Source organism: Microbacterium sp. (genome assembly GCF_049650565.1).
Classification (GTDB): domain Bacteria; phylum Actinomycetota; class Actinomycetes; order Actinomycetales; family Microbacteriaceae; genus Microbacterium.
In genome coordinates this window covers 55,074-72,448 of record NZ_JBASAK010000054.1, presented here as the reverse complement: position 1 = coordinate 72,448, position 17,375 = coordinate 55,074, and the positions used below count along the sequence as shown (strand labels likewise).

Genomic DNA, 17,375 nt, shown 5'->3' with positions numbered 1-17,375 from the left:
ACCTGCTGCGCGACCTGATCGGCGAGCGCCCGACGGTGCTGTGGCGCGGCGCGCGCGAGTACCTCCGCGGCGGACCGCACCTGATCCGCAAGATACGAGCCACCATCGTGCACGAACCCGAGAAGGCCTACCCCCGGGTACGGGTCCCGACGCTGGTGCTGCGCGGCTCGCGCGATCCGCTGGCCCCGGTGACCTGGTGCCGCGAGATCCTGGCGCTGATCCCGGGCGCCCGGCTCGCCGAGATCCCCGACCACGGTCACGGCACGCTCATCAGCGATTCCGGGCTCGCCGCGGCGCAGATCCTGGAGTTCGTGCGCGGGGTGTGAGGCGGTGGGCGCGTGACGTGCGCCTCAAGCAGCAGCGGCGACTGTGGCCAGGCGCGACAACGCGGCGTCGGACAGCGGGGTCCCCGAAAGGCGGGCCGCATACGCTGCCGCCCCGGCATCCGGCGGCAGCATCGGCGCGGCAAGCGCGAATGCGTGGGGCTCGTCGCTCAGAGACTGCGCGAACGCTGCCCGGACCTCTTCCGCACCGAATACGCTCCCTGAGGTCGAGACTCGCGTCTCGTCGCCCGCCGGACAGCCGATCCTGGTTGCGGCCACGGCAGCCAGACGCGCCAGCGCCCGCCCGGCATCCTGAAGAATGCGCGCTGCCGCCGGGTCCTCTGCCGCAACTGTGGAGACGACGGGAGCGAGGGCGGCAACTCGATCACGCCGACCCGCCCAATCACCGTGAACGACGCCGACGGCATCGAGATCCCTGTCGATGCCCAGGCGCGCACGCACGGCCGTGTACAGCTCACCACGAGGCTCACGGCCGTCGGCCATCATGCTGAACGCCTGCAACGCACGCGCTGCGATCCAGTATGCGGAACCCTCGTCGCCGAAGATCTCCCCCCACCCTCCGACCCGGACCGACCTCCCGTTCCATACCCCGTAGCTCATCGACCCCGTCCCCGCGATGACATTGATCCCGTCTCGTGCTCCGAGCGAACCCGCCCATGCGGCTACGGAGTCGTCCCCACAGGAGAACCGGTCAGTCCCGAGCACCGTAGCGACCGCCCCTGACAACGCCTCCTCGCTGCCGGCCCATTCTCCGAATGTCGGCAGACCAGCGAAGGTGTAGTGGATGTCGTCCAGCCCGATCCCCGCAACGCGGTTCACCTCGCGGACTCCTGCGGCGAGGACCTCGGCGACGCGCCCCACCCCATCCGCATCGGCGAAGGGGTAGCTCCCCGGCATCCGAACACGCCCGCGGACGGTCCCGTCCAGATCGATCAGGCACAACGACGTCTTCGTCCCACCGCCGTCGATGCCCAGGAACATCACGCCGCGTCCAGTGCGTGGATGGTCACACCACGCACCACCCGATTGACCGCGCCCGACGGAGACGGGTTGTCCGGGATGACGCCCGAGCTGAGCGAGAAGTCCAGCGCCAGCACCTGGGCGAACAGCAGCAGCACGATGCCCGCCATGGCATCCGGCAGCTGTGCGAGCGCAGACGAAGCCGAATCTGACGCCATCAACCCTTCACCGCGGGATGAGAGCCGGATCAGAAGGTCCGAGGGAACGATGCTCTGAAGCTCTGCGGCGATGTCCTCGTCGTAACGCCGCGTGTACGGGTCATTCGACAGGAAGCACACGACGGCCGTGCCGGCGGAGAGGATCGACTTGGGGCCGTGCCGGAATCCCAGAGAGGACTCGGAGATCGCCACCACGCGCCCCCCAGTCAGCTCGAGCACCTTGAGTGCGGACTCCTGAGCCAGAGCATGAAGACAGCCGGAGCCGAGGTACACCACGCGCTCGACCGAGCGTCGCGCGATCGCAGCCGGTTGCGCCAGTCGTCCGCGCAGCAGATCCTCCGCCTCGCCGGCAAGCGACTCCACATGTGCTTCCAGCTCCGGCGCGAAGACCAGCAATGCCGCGAGCGCCATCGAAGTGAAACTCGACGTCATCGCGAAGCCGGCGTCGTTGGTCTCCGGTGGCAGCAGCAGCACCTCCGATCCACTGCAAGCGGCGTGAGCCCGAGCGAGGGCGCCGTCGGCATTGCAGGTGATCACCAGATGTCCGACGACGGTGAGCAGCTGGTTGGCCAGAGACGTGGCGGCGATCGACTCCGGGCTGTCCCCGGAGCGTGCGAACGAGACGAGCAGAGTCGGAACATCCTCTGCGAAGACATCGCGCGGGTTCGAGACAATATCGGTCGTCGCAACCGCGTCCATTCGCACGCCGCGGCGATGCGCGAGCTCAGCGCAGATGAGCCCACCGGCGTACGCCGACGAACCAGCTCCGGTGAAGATCACTCGTGCGCCTGGACGCGAGAGGATGGGGTCGGTGAGCGCATCCAGACGCTCCCGGTCTTCCGCGACGATCGCTGCGGTCTGCCGCCACATCGCCGGCTGCTGCCCGATCTCGCGCCCGGTCGCGCCTCCGCGGTCTCCCCGCACGACAATGTCCTCGTTCATAGTCCCTCTCTCGATGTCCGGGCCTGCTCGATGCAGAGCATCACTTCGTGCTTCCGGCGAGCATGCCATTGACGATGTACCTGTTGAAGGCGACGGCCAGGATCGCCGGGACAGCGATCGCCAGCACTCCCGCCGCGCTGAGAACCGTGGTCGGCACCACATGGCGCCCCTGCATCGCCGCGATGATCACCGTCACCGGCTGCGTGCTGATGTCGGTGGACAGCACCAGGGGGAACAGGAACTGCCCCCAGGCGAACAGGAAGGTGATCAGCGCCGTCGAGGTGATGCCGGGCAGCGACAGCGGAAGGATGATCCGCCAGAAGACCTGCATCCTGTTCGCCCCGTCGATGAGACCTGCCTCCTCCAAACTGCGCGGCAGGCTGGCGAAGTAGTTGTGCAGAATCCACGTCGCCAACGGCAGGAATCCCGAGACGTACACCAGCACGATGCCCGTATAGGTGTTGACCAGGCCGACCCCGCTCATCAACCGGTACAGCGGGATGAGCGTGGTGTAGGGCGGGAACGCCATCGTGGCGAGCACGGCGAAGAACAGCACGTTCCTGCCGCGGAACTCGAATCTCGCGAACGCGTAGGCGGCCAGTGCGGAGAGCCCCACAGTCAGAATCGTGGCCGCGACGCACTCGATGACGATGTTCGCCATCGACTGCCGAAACTGCTCGGCCATCGGACCCGAGGACAGGATCGACCTGAAGTTGTCCAGTGTGGGCCGCAACGGGAGGAACTGCACCGGAGTCGCCCGGGCGTCGCCCTCCGTCTGCAGGCTGGTCCGAAGCGTCCAGTAGATGGGCACGATCGACCACAGGACGATCATGGCGACGGACACGAGCCGCCCGGCGGGCCGTGCGCGCTTCACATCTCCACCTTCCGATAGACGATCTTGATGATCGCCAGCGAGAGCACCACCGTGACGACGGCGATGAACAGCGAGAGCGCGTACCCTTCGCCGAAGTTCAGCGCTTGGAAGCTCACCTTGTACGTCTCGATGGTGAGCGAAGTGCCCATCGCCGCCGAGCCGTTGAGCACATAGGGCTGATCGAAGATGTTCAGTGTCTGCACGACCGCCTGAACCATCGCAACGGCGATGCCCGCTCGGGCCAGGGGAAGAGTGATCGAAGTGAACGATCTCCAGCGCCCCGCCCCGTCGATGCTCGACGCCTCGTACAGCTCTGACGGCACCAGTTGCAGCGTGGCCAGAATCAGCAGAGTCGACAACGGCGTGATCTGCCACACCTGAACCAGCACGATGAGCGTGCGGGTCAGCCATGGATTCTGCCCGAGCAGTACATGATCGCCGCCCATGCCGACGAGATCCATCAGTCCGCCGACAAGGCTGCCGTTCGCGTCGAGGATGCCTGACCACAGGATCGCGTTGACGACACCGGGCAGCGCCCACGGCAGGACCAGGACGGCGATGACCGCACCCCGACCTCGGAACGGGCGCTGGAGCGCTACGGCGAAGGCTATGCCGAGAACAGTCGACAGCGTCACGCCGACGACGACGTAGAACGCCGTATTGCCGAGCGCCGTCATGATCCGGTCATCCGCGAGGAGATTCCGGAAATTCTTCAGGCCGCTGAATCGCTCCGGAGGATGCAGCGCGTCGACTGTGAAGAACGACTGGACGATCGTGTAGCCGGCGGGGACCAGCGCCAGAATGATGATGAACAGCGTGACGGGCGCGACGAGTATGTAGGGCAATGGGTCGAACCGCCGTCCGGCGCGCTTTCCAGGCGCGCCGGACCGGTTCTTCCTGCCGCCGGTGACGACGGCGACGGTGTCGAGCGTCATCCTTCGTCAGCGGCGAGCTTGGTGACGGTGTCGGCGATCTTGGTGATCGCCTCCTCGACCGTCAGTTCGCCCCCCACCGCGGCGTGCAGGTTCGTGTACACGGCGCTCGAGAACTCCGGATACCAGATGGGCGCGCCCTCGGGGAACACCGGCGCTGCTGTCTCCAGCATGGCGGCCAGTGCGTCTCCGCCGGGCAGGTTGCCCGACGCCGCCATGTCCTTGACAACGCTCAGACGGGATGGCAGCGCATAGGTGGACCAGATCGCCTCAGGTTCGTTGAGCCCGGTGAAGTCGGCCTGCACGTCTGCGCTGGTGAACCACTCGATGAACTTCGCTGCAGCAGCCGGGTGCTTCGCCTTGGCGGGGATGCCGATTCCGTCCGGGTTGGACAGATTCGCGGCGGGCCCGGTGACGCCGGGAGTAGGGATGTACACGACCTTGCCGGTGACCTTGGACATGTCGGGGACGTCATAGAGAGTGCCGATCAGGCCCGAATAGTCCGAGAACGTACTGGCGGCCTCGCCTTGGGCCATGATCGCCTGCTCGCCCTCCGTATCGGTCGTGTTGATGCTTCCGGGCGAGACCAGCCCGTCCTTCGCGGCGTTCACCAGCCACTCGAAGGCCTTGTACCCCGCCGAGGCCTTGTCCGTGAACAGCGGCTGTCCCTTGCCGTCGAGAACGGTGCCGCCGAATGCTCCGGTGGTCTCGTACCAGTACGTGGAGAGACCCTCCGCTGCGGCGAATGGGACGTTCAGCGGATACTTCGCGACACCGGAATCCTTCACCGCATGCAGCGCTGCGGTGTACTCGTCGATGGTCGTGGGCATCGTCTTGACGCCGGCTGCCTCGAACATCTCCTTGTTCACGGTGGTGACCATGAAGGACGCGGTGTACGGAACGCCGACGACGTGGCCGTCCGAAGTGAAGGACTTCATCTGCGGCATGTCCTTCTCCATCGCCTCGGTGTCGACCAGATCCTCCATCGGCTGGAACCAGCCGAGCCTGCCCAGTTGGCCCACGCGTGACCAGTCGACGTTGGTGGCGTCAGCGAAGTAGGAGTTGGCGGAAGCCGCCGCGGAGATCTTCGTCTGCAGGCTGTCCCAATCGAGATTGACCCACTTCACCGTGATGCCGGTGTCCTTCTTGAACGCATCCAGCGCCGCCTGCGGTGGTGCATCCTGCGCCAATGCGACGGTGATGGTGACGCCTGTCGTCGCATCGCTGCCACCGGCGGGCGCACCCGAGCTGGAGCAACCGGCCAGCACCATTGCCACGACGGCCGTCGTCGCGCCGATGCTTACCAGCTGTCGTGCCCGGTTCGTCTTCTGCTTCGAACTTGCCACGGGAGCCCTTTCTCGCGCTGGCCGCGGCACGAGGAGTCATGCCGCGGGATGACGAGAGCGCACCTTCGTGCCCGTCGTCATTGCCCCACACTCAAGTGCACAAATGAACATTCGTCAACGCTCGGTCCCAAATCGCTCACTTCAGATGATGACTTCGTCGCTCACGACGACGACTTCGATACCCGCGGCCCGGATGCGGTCCAGGTGCGAGGTGTCGGCGGACGTGTCCGTGACCAGCAGGTCGACGTCGCCGATCGGGACCATCTGGGCGAGCGTCACCATGCCGATCTTCGAACCGTCGGCGACGACGATCGTGCGCTGCGCGCTGGTCATCATCGCGCGGTTCGTGCGAGCCTCCGTGTCGTCGTGCGTCGTGACGCCGGCTTCGGCGTCAACGCCATCCGCGCCGAGGATCGCCCAGCCCACGTTGAAACCGCTGAAGGTGTGCTCGGCGATCGGGCCGACCATCTCCAGCGACTGCGGTCGGAGCGCTCCACCCGTCAGGACGATCCTCGCGGACGGCTGACTGTGCACCAGTTCTGCGATTGTCAGCGAGTTCGTCACGAGTGTCAGACGCTGGCGACCGATGAGCTCAGCCGCGACGGCTGCCGTCGTCGTGCCGCCGGACAGCGCGACAGCGCAGCGTTCGTCAGGGAGCCGATCGGCCACGGCGCGAGCGATCCTGCGCTTGAAGACCTCACCACGCGTGCGCCGCAGCGCCGGAGGGATCTCCGGTTCATCCAGGGCCCGCACATGGCCATGCGTTCGCGCGATCAGACGGCGGCGCTCGAGTTCCACGAGATCACGCCGGACGCTCGCCGGAGAGACGCCCAGCGCTGAGACCAGCTCATGCATCGACAGCACCCGCCGCTCGGCGACCAGATCGAGGATCGCCACGAAGCGCATCCCGCGCTTTCGTGACACGTGGTCCGTGGGCGCAGAATTCGGTGACGACACAGTGAGCACCTTTCCTGAAGATCCGACCGCTCAGCCAGATTGAGCAGTTCCCAACGATATCGCCATAATCCTTGCGCATGTAAACAGAGTTGGCGATTATCTGGGTCATGACCCGTATTGTCTTCCTCGGCGCCGGCTCCGCGGTGTTCACCCGCCAACTGCTGGTCGACCTGCTTCGTTTCGATGACGTTCCCCACCTCGAAGTCGCACTGCACGACATCGATCCCGAGCGACTGGAGATCGCTCGGTTGACCGCCGAGAACGTGGCCGCCCAGCTCCGCAAGCCGCTGACTGTCATCGCCACGCAGGATCGACGAGCGGCACTCGAAGGAGCTCTCGCCGTGGTCATCATGATCCAGGTCGGTGGCGTGCCCGCCACCCAGATCGACTTGCAGGTACCGGAGAAGCACGGCGTGCTGCAGACGATCGGAGACACGACAGGCGTCGGCGGCGTGTTCCGCGCTCTGCGCACATTCCCGGCGATCTCGGAGATCGCCGCCGACATCCGCGCGATCTGCCCCGATGCATGGGTGCTGAACTACACCAACCCGATGGCGATGAACGTCTGGTGGTGGAAGACCGTCGCGCCGGATCTGAAGTCGGTCGGCCTGTGCCACAGCGTGTACTGGACAGCGAAGGGCCTGTGCGCACTGCTGGACGTTCCGCTGAGCGAGGTGACCTACCGCGCAGCCGGCGTCAATCACCAGGCGTGGATGATGGAGCTCTCCCACCAGGGTGAGGACCTCTACCCGAGGCTGGATGCCCTGTTCGCCGATGATCCGGAACTCCGCAGACGCGTACGCGTCGAGATGTACTCCCGCATCGGACGCTTCCCCACGGAGAGCAGCGAGCACTCGGCGGAGTACCTGCCCTGGTTCATGCGCTCCCCCGAGCAGATCGAGCGCTTCCGGATCACGCCTCTGGAGTACCTGGGGATCTCGGACGAGAACCTCGCCGAGGTCGCCGAGGCAAAGCGACTGCTGTCAGCGGGCGAGAACCTTACCCTTCCCGACTCCGGCGACGCCGCCGAGTACGCCCCTCTCATCATCCACTCGCTACTGACCGGCTCCACGCGGACGATCCACGCAAACGTGCTCAACGACGGGCTCATCGACAACCTTCCCGAGGGCACGCCGGTGGAGGTTCCGGCCTCCGTCGACCGAGACGGAGTGCACCCGCAGCCGATGGGCCGGATCCCTGCCTTCGGCGCCGCGCTGAACCGCACCTATCTCTCCGTCGCCGAGCTCACCGTCGAAGCGCTGAAGACCGGAGATGCGCGAATGGTGCGTCAGGCGGTTCTCGCGGATGGCAATGCCTCCTCGTCGGCGACACCGGAGCGGATCTGGCTGATGTGCGATGAACTGACAGATCGTCACCGCGCGCTGCTGCCTGCGTCGATCGGCGGCGACCTGCCGTTCGAATTCACCGTGTATTGAGAGTCAACCGCCGTGAGTGCGTCAGCCGGCCCCCGGCGGCGTGGTCTTGGACTCGGCGTACTCGTCGACCACGAGGGCGCGCTGGTTGATGGTGCCGTTGCGGTAGGCCTGCCTGCCCACCATGTGCGCCGACAGCGGGGCGGTCGCGAACTGCAGCAGGATCACGGGGATCACGATGAGCAGTCCCATCAGCATCCCGCCGATGGTGCGCTGCGCGACGGCGATCGCCACGCAGATCAGCACGAGGCCCAGCACCTGAGGCTTGGTGGCGGCGTGCAGCCGACTGGGCACGTCGCGGAAGTGCAGCAGCCCCACGGCCGCCGAGAGGCACAGGATCGCGCCGATCAGCACCAGCACCAGCACGGCGACATCGGCCACCTGCTGCGGGATCGCGAGCTCGAGGAAGGAGGTCATGGCGTGGGGTTGTCCCTCCGTGCGACGTAGCGGGCCACGGCGATCGACCCGAACACGCTGACGGCCGCGATGATGAGCATCACCGGGATGTTGCGGGTGTGCCCGTTGATGGCCATGTCGGCACCCAGCACGCACATCACCTCGGTCAGCAGCACGTCGGATGCCACGGTGCGGTCCAGGATCGACGGTCCGCGCACGATCCGGATCACCGTGAGGATCGCGGCGACGCCGAACACCACCATGATCGCGATGAGCAGCGGGTTCATCGGACGTCTCCGTTCGTCTGGGCACGACGCTTCGACAGGCTCAGCGACCCAGGGGCTGCTGAGCCTGTCGAAGCACCCCCGACCGCAGCATCCGCCTTCAGCGCCGCATACTGCGCGGGCGTGCCCACGGCGCGCACGATCCGGCGCTCCCAGCGCAGCACCTCGGCGCGGAACCGGTCAACGTCCTCGGACGTGTGCATGCCGATCACGTGCAGGTACAGCGTGCGCCGGTTCCGATCGCTCTCCACCACCAGAGAACCCGGGATCAGGGATGCCGTGACCGCGACGTGCGTGGTGATGATGTCGTCGGCGTAGCGCAGCGGCACCTCGACGATGGCGGCGCCCGGCTGGCGGCGGAAGTCGAACACCTGGATCGCCACGCTCATGGCGCCCGCGACCACGGCGCCCAGGAACAGCACGACGAACACCAGCGAGTACCAGACGTTGACGCGGCCGACGAGTTCGACGGTCGGCAGCCGGAACACGCGGGTCACGAAGAACGCGACCACGATGCCGGTGACCAGCGCCAGCGGCGTGAACTGGTTCCACAGCAGCATCCACAGCAGGATCAGCCACAGCAGGAACGGCAGCTGCAGCAGAAGGTCGCGGCCCAAGCCGCGCTTCGACTCGGGGTTCATCCCGCCTCCTCGTCGATCTGCACGAGCGAGACCGGCTGCAGCAGTCCGGCGCCGATCCGGTCGCACAGAGCGTACAGCGGGCCGGCGAACACGGTGAGCGACACCGTGACGGCCACCATGCCCGCCGTCGCCACGGTCATGATCGCCGGGATGCGGCGAGTCTCCTGCTGCACGTCGGCAGCGGGCGCCTTGCCGAGGTAGCCGACGCGCCCCTCGATCTCGGAGAAGTCGTCGCCCTCGCGCCAGAATGCGAGGTTCCAGGCGCGCATCAGCGCGTACAGGGTCAGCAGGGAGGTGAGGATGCCGCCCAGGATCAGCACGATCATCAGCGGCGTGCCGACCTGCGCGGCGGCCTCGAACAGCGCGATCTTGCCGATGAAACCGGAGAACGGCGGCAGGCCGCCGAGGTTGATGGCCGGCACGAAGTACAGGATGGCCAGCAGCGGAGCGGCTTTCATCAGCCCGCTCACCCGCAGGATGGACGTGCTGCCGGCCTTGCGCTCGATGAGCCCGACGGCGAGGAACAGCGTCGTCTGCACGACGATGTGGTGCACGATGTAGTACACCGTGGCGCCGATGGCGGCCTCGGTGGCGATGGCCAGGCCGAAGACCATGTACCCGACATGGCTGACCAGCGTGAACGACAGGATGCGCTTGAGCTCGGCCTGCGCGACAGCGCCCAGCACCCCCACCACCATGGTCGCCAGAGCCACGATCAGCAGCAGCGTGTTGATGTCGCTCGAGGCGAAGAGCTGCGTCTCGGTGCGGATCAGGGCGTACACGCCCACCTTGGTCAGCAGTCCCGCGAACACCGCGGTGACCGGCGCGGGTGCGGTCGGATAGGAGTCCGGCAGCCAGAACGACACCGGGAACACCGCGGCCTTGATGCCGAACGCGATCACCAGCATCAGGTGCAGTACGAGCTGGGTCTCGGGCGGCAGCTGCGACACCCGCTCGGCGATCTGCGCCATGTTCACCGTGCCGACGGCGCCGTAGATCATCGCGATCGCGGCCAGGAACAGGATCGACGACACCAGCGAGACGACGATGTACACCGCGCCGGTGCGGATGCGGGACTCGGTGCTGCCCAGGGTGATCAGCACGTAGGAGGCCACCAGCAGGATCTCGAACCCGACGTACAGGTTGAACAGATCGCCCGCGATGAACGCGTCGAAGATGCCCGCCGCGAGGATCAGGTACGTCGGGTTGAAGATGGAGATCGGGGTCTCCTCGATCCCGTCGGCCGCGCCCTGGCCGATCGAGAACAGCAGCACTGCCAGCAGCACGATGCTGGAGACCAGCACCATCAGCGCCGCCAGCCGGTCGACGTACAGCACGATGCCGAACGGCACCGGCCAGCCGCCCACCGAGACCGCCAGCGGCTTGCCCGATCCGTCGACCGTCGCCAGCAGGATCGCCGCGATGACCGAGACGGATGCCAGGGTGCCGGCGGTCACCAGCATCTGCAGGCGCGGGTTGCGGCCGTAGATCAGGGTGATGGCGGCGCCCAGCAGCGGCAGCATCACGACCAGGGGGACCAGCGCGGTCACGGGCGGTCCTCCTCGTCATCGTGGTCCTCGACCACCTGGGTCCCTGAGCCGGGGCCCCGCAGCCCGGAGGTTCCGGCCGGCGCGGAGCGACGGTCGGAGGGTGCCATGGGGAGCGAAGGGTCGCTTCTCACAGCATCCGGAACGTCCACCGGAGCGTCGTCGTGGATGTATGCGTAATCGCGCATGTTCAGCACGGTGATGGGCGAGGTGACGGTTCCGAGGAAGTCCGTGGTGGCCTCCTCCTCCTCGGGCGTCGACTCGTCCTCGATGATCTCGTCCTCGGCATCCGTCCTCTCGCGCAGCGCGACGTCGTCCTCGTCGTCCTCGACGGTGTCGGCCTGGCCCAGCTGCCAGGAGCGGTAGATGAGCGCCAGCAGGAACGCCGAGACAGCGAACGTGATCACGATCGCCGTGAGGGTCAGCGCCTGCGGCAGCGGGTCGCTGAGCGCTCCGTCCTCGCCGAAGAACGGTGCCTTGCCCGGCACGCCCATCACGATCAGCAGCAGCAGGTTGGTGGCATTGCCGAGCAGCAGGAATCCGATCAGCACGCGGGTGAGGCTGCGCTCCATCATGGCGTACACGCCGGCGGCGAACAGCACGGCCATGATGATGATCAGGGTCAGCGAGACGTCCATCAGCCGTGCACCCCCTGGGGTGCGGCACGCTCGGGTGCCGCGCGGAACAGGGCGCGGCGCTCCAGGGTCTGCCGATCCACCTCGGCGCCCAGGCTGCGCAGCACGTCGAGCACCAGACCGATCACGACCAGGTACACGCCCACGTCGAAGACGGTCGAGGAGACGAACTCGAGGTGCCCGAGCACCGGCACATCGGCCGACCACACCGTGCTCTGCAGCGGGGCGAGGCCGAAGAACATCGGCAGGATGGCGTCGCCCACGGCCAGCACCAGGCCGAAGCCGAGTAGCCGTCCGGCATCCGTCGGGGCCGCCGCACCGAGCTCCCAGCGGCCGCCGGCGATGTAGCGCATGACCAGGGCCATGCCCGCGACCAGTCCGCCGGCGAAGCCGCCTCCCGGGCCGTTGTGGCCGGCGAACAGCAGGTAGATCGACACCACGATGATGGTGTGGAACAGCACCCGCACGATGACCTCGAGCAGGATCGAGCGGTTCTCGGCTTTCAGCCGCGTGCCGCTGACCAGCCACGCACGCGGGGCGCCACGGTTCTCGGGGGTCTGGAACTTCACGCCGTCGGCCGTCTCGACCATCGGCCGTCGTGCGGTGCGCCGCCGAGCGGTCTGCGGCAGGTCCCTGGTCGCCGACAGCAGGTCGGCGCGGTGGGTGACGAACACCAGGGATGCCACGCCCGTGGCGGCCAGCACCAGCACACTGAGTTCGCCCATGGTGTCCCAACCGCGCAGGTCGACCAGTGCCACGTTCACGACGTTCTTGCCGTGCCCCAGGTCGTATGCCAGCTGCGGGAACGCCTCGGAGATCGGCGCGAACATGCGCGCCTGCGTGGCGACGATGGCCACCAGCGCCATGGTCACGCCCACGCCGATCGCAAGGATCGCGCGGGGCACTCGGCCGACCGAGGCGTTGTGCTCCCCCATCCTCGACGGCAGCCTCCGCAGCACCAGCGCGAAGGTCACCATGGTGACGGTCTCGACGAGGATCTGCGTGAGCGCCAGGTCGGGAGCGCCGCTGGTGGCGAACAGCACCACCATGCCCAGACCGGTCACCGAGACCAGCACCACGCCGGTGTAGCGCTTGCGGGCGCGGACGGCGATCACACCGGCGACGGCCATGATCGGGGCCACCACCAGCTGGGTCGGAGTATGCCAGGCCGACAGAGCCAGGCGTTCGGGAGCCGCGCCGACCAGCGCCGTGGCCTCGGCGGCGAGCACGACGATGAAGATCGTGCCCACGTACATCGGCAGGGAGCCGCGCTGGGTGAGGCTCGTGGTCAGCACTGACAGCCGGTCGACGCCGCGCATGACCTGGTAGTAGACGTCGGCGGCGGTGAAGCGCAGCATCCGCGGCCACCGGTGCCAGCCGGAGCGGATGCTGAGCACGAAGGCGCCGATGCCCAGGGCGATCGCGCCGAGCGAGAGCAGCAGCGCCGGCTCGAAGCCGTGCCACAGCGCGAGATGGCCGGCCTGCCCCAGCGCCGGGTCGAAGTCGCCCGCATACCCCTGCAGCATCACGTCCACCGCCGGAGCTCCGATGCCCACGGCGATGCTCAGCCCGGCCAGAATGATCGGTGACGCCAGGAACCCCACCGGCGGATCCGGCCATTCCGTATCCGGCATACGTTCGCCGTGGCGGTTGCTCTTGCGCCAGAACGCGCCCCACAGGAACCGGCATCCGTAGGCCACGGTCAGCACCGCCCCGAGCACGACTCCCGCCAGTGCTACCCAGCCCCACGGCGATCCCTGCTGGGCCTCCTCCAGCAAGGCGGTCAGCGCGGATTCCTTGGCCACGTAGCCGATGGTGGGCGCGAGGCCCATCATCGAGGCGATGGAGATGAAGGCGGCCACGGCCATCACCGGCGCCTGCCGCCCCAGACCCGACAGCTCGTTCAGATCACGGGTGGAGAGCTGGCGGTCGATGACGCCCACGATCAGGAACAGCGCCGACTTGAACAGTGCGTGCCCGATCACGAGTGCGAGGCCGGCGAGGGCCGCGCCCGGGGTGCCGAAGCCGATCACAACCGAGAAGAACCCCAGCTGGCTGACCGTCCCGAAGGCGAGGATGCGCTTGAGGTCGGTCTCGCGCAGCGCCTGGATGCCCCCCAGCAGCATCGTGAGCACGCCCAACGAGATGACGATGGGGCGCCACGGGCCGGTCAGTGCGAAGATCGGCGCGAAGCGCGCGATCAGGTAGATGCCGGCCTTCACCATGGCGGCGGCATGCAGGTACGCGCTCACCGGCGTGGGCGCGGCCATCGCACCCGGCAGCCAGAAGTGGAACGGGAAGATGGCGGATTTCGAGATGGCGCCGATCAGGATCATCACGACCGCGGCATCCACCAGCGGCCCCGCCGGAGCGATCTGCAGCAGCTGACGGATGCTGGCTGTGCCGGCATCCACGACCAGCAGAATGGCGCCGACGAACAGCACCAGCCCGCCCAGCGTCGTCACCAGCAGCGCCTGCAGCGCGGCGCGGCGACTCGCCGCACGGCGCCGATAGTGGCCGATCAGCAGATACGACAGGATGCTGGTGAGCTCCCAGAACATCACCAGCATGATGAGGTCGTCGGTGAGCACGAGACCGTACATGGCGCCCGCGAAGCCCAGCAGGACCCCGGCGAACTGGCCGACCTCGGCCGCATCGTCGTAGAAGTACCAGCGGCAGTACAGCAGCACCAGTGCCCCGACGCCGGTGACGATGAGCGTCAGCACCCAGCTGAGCACGTCCATGCGCATCGAGAGATGAAGACCCAGCTGCGGAATCCACTCGTAGTCCTCGAACGGCAGCTTGCCGGCGAGCACCACCGGAGTGAGCGTGAGCGCGTGCACGAAGGCGATGGCCGGGATGAGCGCTGCCACGATGAACGCCCGTGCTCCGAGCCAGCGCACCAGGAGGGGGAGGAGAAGAGACCCAGCCAGGAACGCGGCGAGGAGCAATTGCATCAGCGGCTCCTCAAGCTCGTCTCGGGGCCTTCCGGCGCAGGCGGGCGGTTCTTCCGGCCAGTCTACCGGCGCGCTGGATTGCGCTCCTCGGATATCCGGCCCCCGAGCCTGTCGTCTGTACTGAGCGAGCGCCGGCGAGTCGAAGTGAAGGGTCGCCCGTGCGAACATGAACTCATGCGTGGGGCATGGCGCGAGGCCGCCGGGTGGGCGTCGGCGATCGCCATGTCGACGATCATCGTCGGCCAGGTCGCGTCCACGCCGCGCTCGGAGCTGATGTTCCGCGACGGCGACTCCCTGATCGTCGCCATGGTCGGGCGGTCGATCCTGGACGGCGACGGGCTGGACTGGATGTTCTCCGGCGTGCTGTTCCTGCCCGAGACGGCAGTGTTCACTCTGCTGCGGATGCTGCTCCCGACAGTGTCGATCATGGGCGTGCTGGCGGTGAACGCCGTCATGAATCTGGTGGCCCTCTACGGGGCGATCCGCCTGGCCGCAGGCAGGCGCGGTCCGGGTCGGGCGCCGGTGGGATGGTCGCTGGCTGCGCTGGGCGCGTTCGGCATCCTCGCGATCACCGAGACCTCCTCCTCGCGGGATGCCCTGGATCCGGCATCCATGCTGCTGACGACCTCCTACTACTCGGCGACCGTGGTCGGCGCCGTGCTGGCGGCGGGACTGGTGCGTCGCTGGTTCGACGCACCAGCGCGGGCCGCGCCCCTGCTCAGCGTCGGTGCCCCTGCTCGGCGACGCCGCTCAGCAGGGGCTGCGACGGCCGGCAGGGGCGGGGTGGACGGCCGCGCACCCCGCCGCCCGCTGCTCGGGTGGCTGTGCGTCGTGTCGCTGGTCTCGACGACCACCAACCTGCTCTTCCTCGCGTGGGCCGCCGCTCCGCTGACAGTCCTGCTGCTCGTGGCTCTGCATCCGCGATTCGCCGGACGCCTTGCCCTGCCGCCGCTGATCGCACTCACGGCCGGCTCCGGACTCGGGATGCTGGCACGCATTCCGCTCTCGGCATGGATCGCGGATCCGGGCGACGGCTACGCGCACCCGGCCGAGGCACTGGTGTCGCTGGGGTACTACGGCGGGCTCGCCGGCGAGCGTCTGGCCACGGCGGGCGGCATCGCCGCGACCGCTCTGACGCTGACTCTGATGCTGATGTGCGTGCTGCGGACCGTCCGTCCCCGGCCCCGCGAGGGCGGCCCCGGTACGCGCGGCATGCTGCTCGCCGCCTACGGCTGGCTGGCGCCGATCGCCACCGTCGTCGGCGCGATCCTGCTGGGCACGCACGCCGCGCGATATCTGCAGCCGATCGCCTTCGCGCCCGTGCTCGGGCTCGTCGCGTATCCGCTGTCGCTGAGACTCCCCTCTCCCACGCGGATCATCGCCGCCGCCGGCGCCGTGCTGCTGGGTGCCGGTGCCGTGCTGTCGGTTCCGCGCATCCACGCCGCGGTGACGGCTCCGGACCCCGACGTCGCCTGCGTCGTGGACTGGGTGAACGCCTCCGGCCGCATGGGAGCCGGTCAGTTCTGGACGGTGCGCCTGCCGAAGCTGCTTCTCGCGCATCCCGCGCAACTCGTGCAGGTGGATCACACACTGCGCGGCTACAACTGGCTCACCAACCGCACGGACTTCGCCGCCGGCGAGGTGACGTTCCTCGTGGAGGATGCGCAGACCGTCCCGTGGAGGATCGCCGGCTCGCCGCAGCCCGACGACGTCATCTCCTGCGGCCGCTACCGCATCCTCGACTATGCGACCCATCCTCTTCAGCTCGGTTCACAGCGCTCCTGAAGGTCCGGTGAGGCGGGTCAGCGCGCGGGCGGAGCCGTGGTCTGTCCCTCCCGGAACGTGCAGGTGAAGTGCACGGACTCCCCCGGGTCGCCTGCCAGCATGCGGATCACCTGCTCGCCCGCCGCACGGCCCTTGTCCACGGCGGGCTGAGCGACGGTGGTGAGCTTCAGCGAGCCCAGGCCGTCAGCGTTGATGCCGTCGAAGCCCACGACGGTCAGATCCTCGGGCACACGCAGCCCCAGCTCCTCGGCCGCGCGGATCACGCCCACCGCGAGCAGGTCACTCTGCGCGACGATCGCCGTCGGGCGATTCGCGCGGAGCGCACCGGATGCATCGGTCAGCAGCGATCGCGCGGCGATCATTCCCTCGTCGACCAGGCTCGCCGCGACGGTCACGCCGTCGGCATCCGGGTAGACCTCGCGGAACCCGGCCAGCCGGTGCAGGGTCACATCGACGGTCGCCGCCGCGACGCGCTCGGGCGTGATCGGCCCGCGCTCGCGCTCGGCGTCCAGAGAGAGCGTCACCGTCGCGACGTCCGTATGCCCGAGCTGGAATACGTACCTCGAGATCTCCGCGCTCGCCTCGCGGTTGTCCAGCGTGATCTGCGGGACCCCCTCCCCTGCATCCCCCTCGATCACGATGACCGGCAGGCCGCGCTGGCGCACGGTCTCCAGGGCACTACGAGTTCGTCCCGAGCATCCGATCAGCACCACGGCATCCACCGGAGCCTCGGTGATGGGCGGCGCCTCATCACCCTGCGGATCGTCGCGGAGGAGCAGAATGCCCGTGCTGTCCGCGGCGAGCGCGTCAGAGAGCCCGTCCATCATGGCCGTCGTCACCGGGTCCAGGAATGCGTACCGCAGCTCGCCGCCGAGCACCACACCGACGATGCCGCTGCGACCGAGCCGCAGCGAGGCAGCCCGGGGGTCGGGGCCGGCGTAGCCCAGCGCCGCCGCGGCCGTCAGCACCTTCTCGCGCGTGGCGTCGGCGACGTTGACCTTGCCGCTGAACACGACGGATGCCGTCGACGTGGACACGCCGGCTTCTCGGGCCACGTCGGCGATGGTCGCGCGGCGTGCGGTGCTGCTCATCCTCCGAGGATAACGCGCTGCGGTGTCGCGGCA

The 17,375-nt window shown here is 68.0% G+C and carries 16 protein-coding genes; 3 read left to right on the top strand and 13 right to left on the bottom strand.

All coding sequences use genetic code 11. From position 1 onward, the window contains the following. The coding region (locus WA967_RS10300; RefSeq protein WP_424422028.1) for an alpha/beta fold hydrolase at window positions 1-326 on the top strand (326 nt) is incomplete at its 5' end. Between the two features lie 24 nt (window positions 327-350). On the opposite strand, the gene WA967_RS10295 is transcribed toward WA967_RS10300, so the two are convergent. From WA967_RS10295 to WA967_RS10270, 6 genes are all read right to left on the bottom strand, one after another. Continuing rightward, complete coding sequence (locus tag WA967_RS10295; RefSeq protein WP_424422026.1) at window positions 351-1,325, bottom strand: N-acetylglucosamine kinase; 975 nt, start codon at window positions 1,323-1,325, stop codon at window positions 351-353. Then, window positions 1,325-2,464, bottom strand: a complete 1,140-nt coding sequence (locus tag WA967_RS10290) for a tagatose-6-phosphate ketose isomerase (protein WP_424422023.1) — start codon at window positions 2,462-2,464, stop codon at window positions 1,325-1,327. The genes WA967_RS10295 and WA967_RS10290 overlap by 1 nt, the downstream gene beginning before the upstream one ends. Window positions 2,465-2,504: 40 nt before the next feature. Further along, on the bottom strand, window positions 2,505-3,338 hold the full coding sequence (locus WA967_RS10285) for a carbohydrate ABC transporter permease (protein ID WP_424422021.1): 834 nt from the start codon (window positions 3,336-3,338) through the stop codon (window positions 2,505-2,507). Next, complete coding sequence (locus WA967_RS10280) at window positions 3,335-4,273, bottom strand: carbohydrate ABC transporter permease (protein WP_424422019.1); 939 nt, start codon at window positions 4,271-4,273, stop codon at window positions 3,335-3,337. The genes WA967_RS10285 and WA967_RS10280 overlap by 4 nt, the downstream gene beginning before the upstream one ends. Further along, window positions 4,270-5,616 (bottom strand): ABC transporter substrate-binding protein, encoded by a 1,347-nt coding sequence (locus WA967_RS10275; RefSeq protein ID WP_424422016.1) that lies wholly within the window; start codon window positions 5,614-5,616, stop codon window positions 4,270-4,272. Before WA967_RS10275 ends, WA967_RS10280 begins: the two co-directional genes overlap by 4 nt. A gap of 141 nt (window positions 5,617-5,757) precedes the next feature. Next, a complete protein-coding gene (locus WA967_RS10270) occupies window positions 5,758-6,522 on the bottom strand; it encodes a DeoR/GlpR family DNA-binding transcription regulator (protein WP_424422034.1) in 765 nt (254 codons plus the stop codon). A 158-nt stretch (window positions 6,523-6,680) separates the two neighbouring features. Here WA967_RS10270 and melA point away from each other — a divergent pair, with 158 nt between their 5' ends. Continuing rightward, window positions 6,681-8,009, top strand: coding sequence for an alpha-galactosidase (melA, locus tag WA967_RS10265; protein WP_424422014.1), 1,329 nt, complete (start codon window positions 6,681-6,683; stop codon window positions 8,007-8,009). 21 nt (window positions 8,010-8,030) lie between these two features. Here melA and mnhG read toward each other — a convergent pair whose 3' ends face one another. The 6 genes from mnhG to WA967_RS10235 are packed head-to-tail and all read right to left on the bottom strand — an operon-like array spanning window position 8,031 to window position 14,466. Next, window positions 8,031-8,423, bottom strand: a complete 393-nt coding sequence (gene mnhG, locus WA967_RS10260) for a monovalent cation/H(+) antiporter subunit G (RefSeq protein ID WP_424422012.1) — start codon at window positions 8,421-8,423, stop codon at window positions 8,031-8,033. Then, on the bottom strand, window positions 8,420-8,689 hold the full coding sequence (locus WA967_RS10255) for a monovalent cation/H+ antiporter complex subunit F (RefSeq protein ID WP_417555794.1): 270 nt from the start codon (window positions 8,687-8,689) through the stop codon (window positions 8,420-8,422). The genes mnhG and WA967_RS10255 overlap by 4 nt, the downstream gene beginning before the upstream one ends. Beyond that, window positions 8,686-9,327, bottom strand: coding sequence for a Na+/H+ antiporter subunit E (locus tag WA967_RS10250; protein ID WP_424422010.1), 642 nt, complete (start codon window positions 9,325-9,327; stop codon window positions 8,686-8,688). Before WA967_RS10250 ends, WA967_RS10255 begins: the two co-directional genes overlap by 4 nt. Further along, on the bottom strand, window positions 9,324-10,877 hold the full coding sequence (locus tag WA967_RS10245) for a Na+/H+ antiporter subunit D (protein WP_424422007.1): 1,554 nt from the start codon (window positions 10,875-10,877) through the stop codon (window positions 9,324-9,326). The genes WA967_RS10250 and WA967_RS10245 overlap by 4 nt, the downstream gene beginning before the upstream one ends. Next, entirely contained in the window at window positions 10,874-11,512 is a 639-nt protein-coding gene (locus tag WA967_RS10240; RefSeq protein WP_424422005.1) for a Na(+)/H(+) antiporter subunit C, read from the bottom strand. Before WA967_RS10240 ends, WA967_RS10245 begins: the two co-directional genes overlap by 4 nt. Beyond that, entirely contained in the window at window positions 11,512-14,466 is a 2,955-nt protein-coding gene (locus WA967_RS10235; protein WP_424422003.1) for a Na+/H+ antiporter subunit A, read from the bottom strand. The genes WA967_RS10240 and WA967_RS10235 overlap by 1 nt, the downstream gene beginning before the upstream one ends. Before the next feature lie 174 nt (window positions 14,467-14,640). Here WA967_RS10235 and WA967_RS10230 point away from each other — a divergent pair, with 174 nt between their 5' ends. After that, window positions 14,641-16,251: a hypothetical protein gene (locus WA967_RS10230; protein WP_424422001.1), complete on the top strand. Its 1,611-nt coding sequence runs from the start codon at window positions 14,641-14,643 to the stop codon at window positions 16,249-16,251. Between the two features lie 17 nt (window positions 16,252-16,268). On the opposite strand, the gene WA967_RS10225 is transcribed toward WA967_RS10230, so the two are convergent. Next, the gene (locus WA967_RS10225; RefSeq protein WP_424422000.1) at window positions 16,269-17,342 is read right to left on the bottom strand and encodes a LacI family DNA-binding transcriptional regulator; all 1,074 of its coding nucleotides are present in this window, start codon (window positions 17,340-17,342) and stop codon (window positions 16,269-16,271) included. Between the last annotated feature and the right edge of the window lie 33 nt (window positions 17,343-17,375).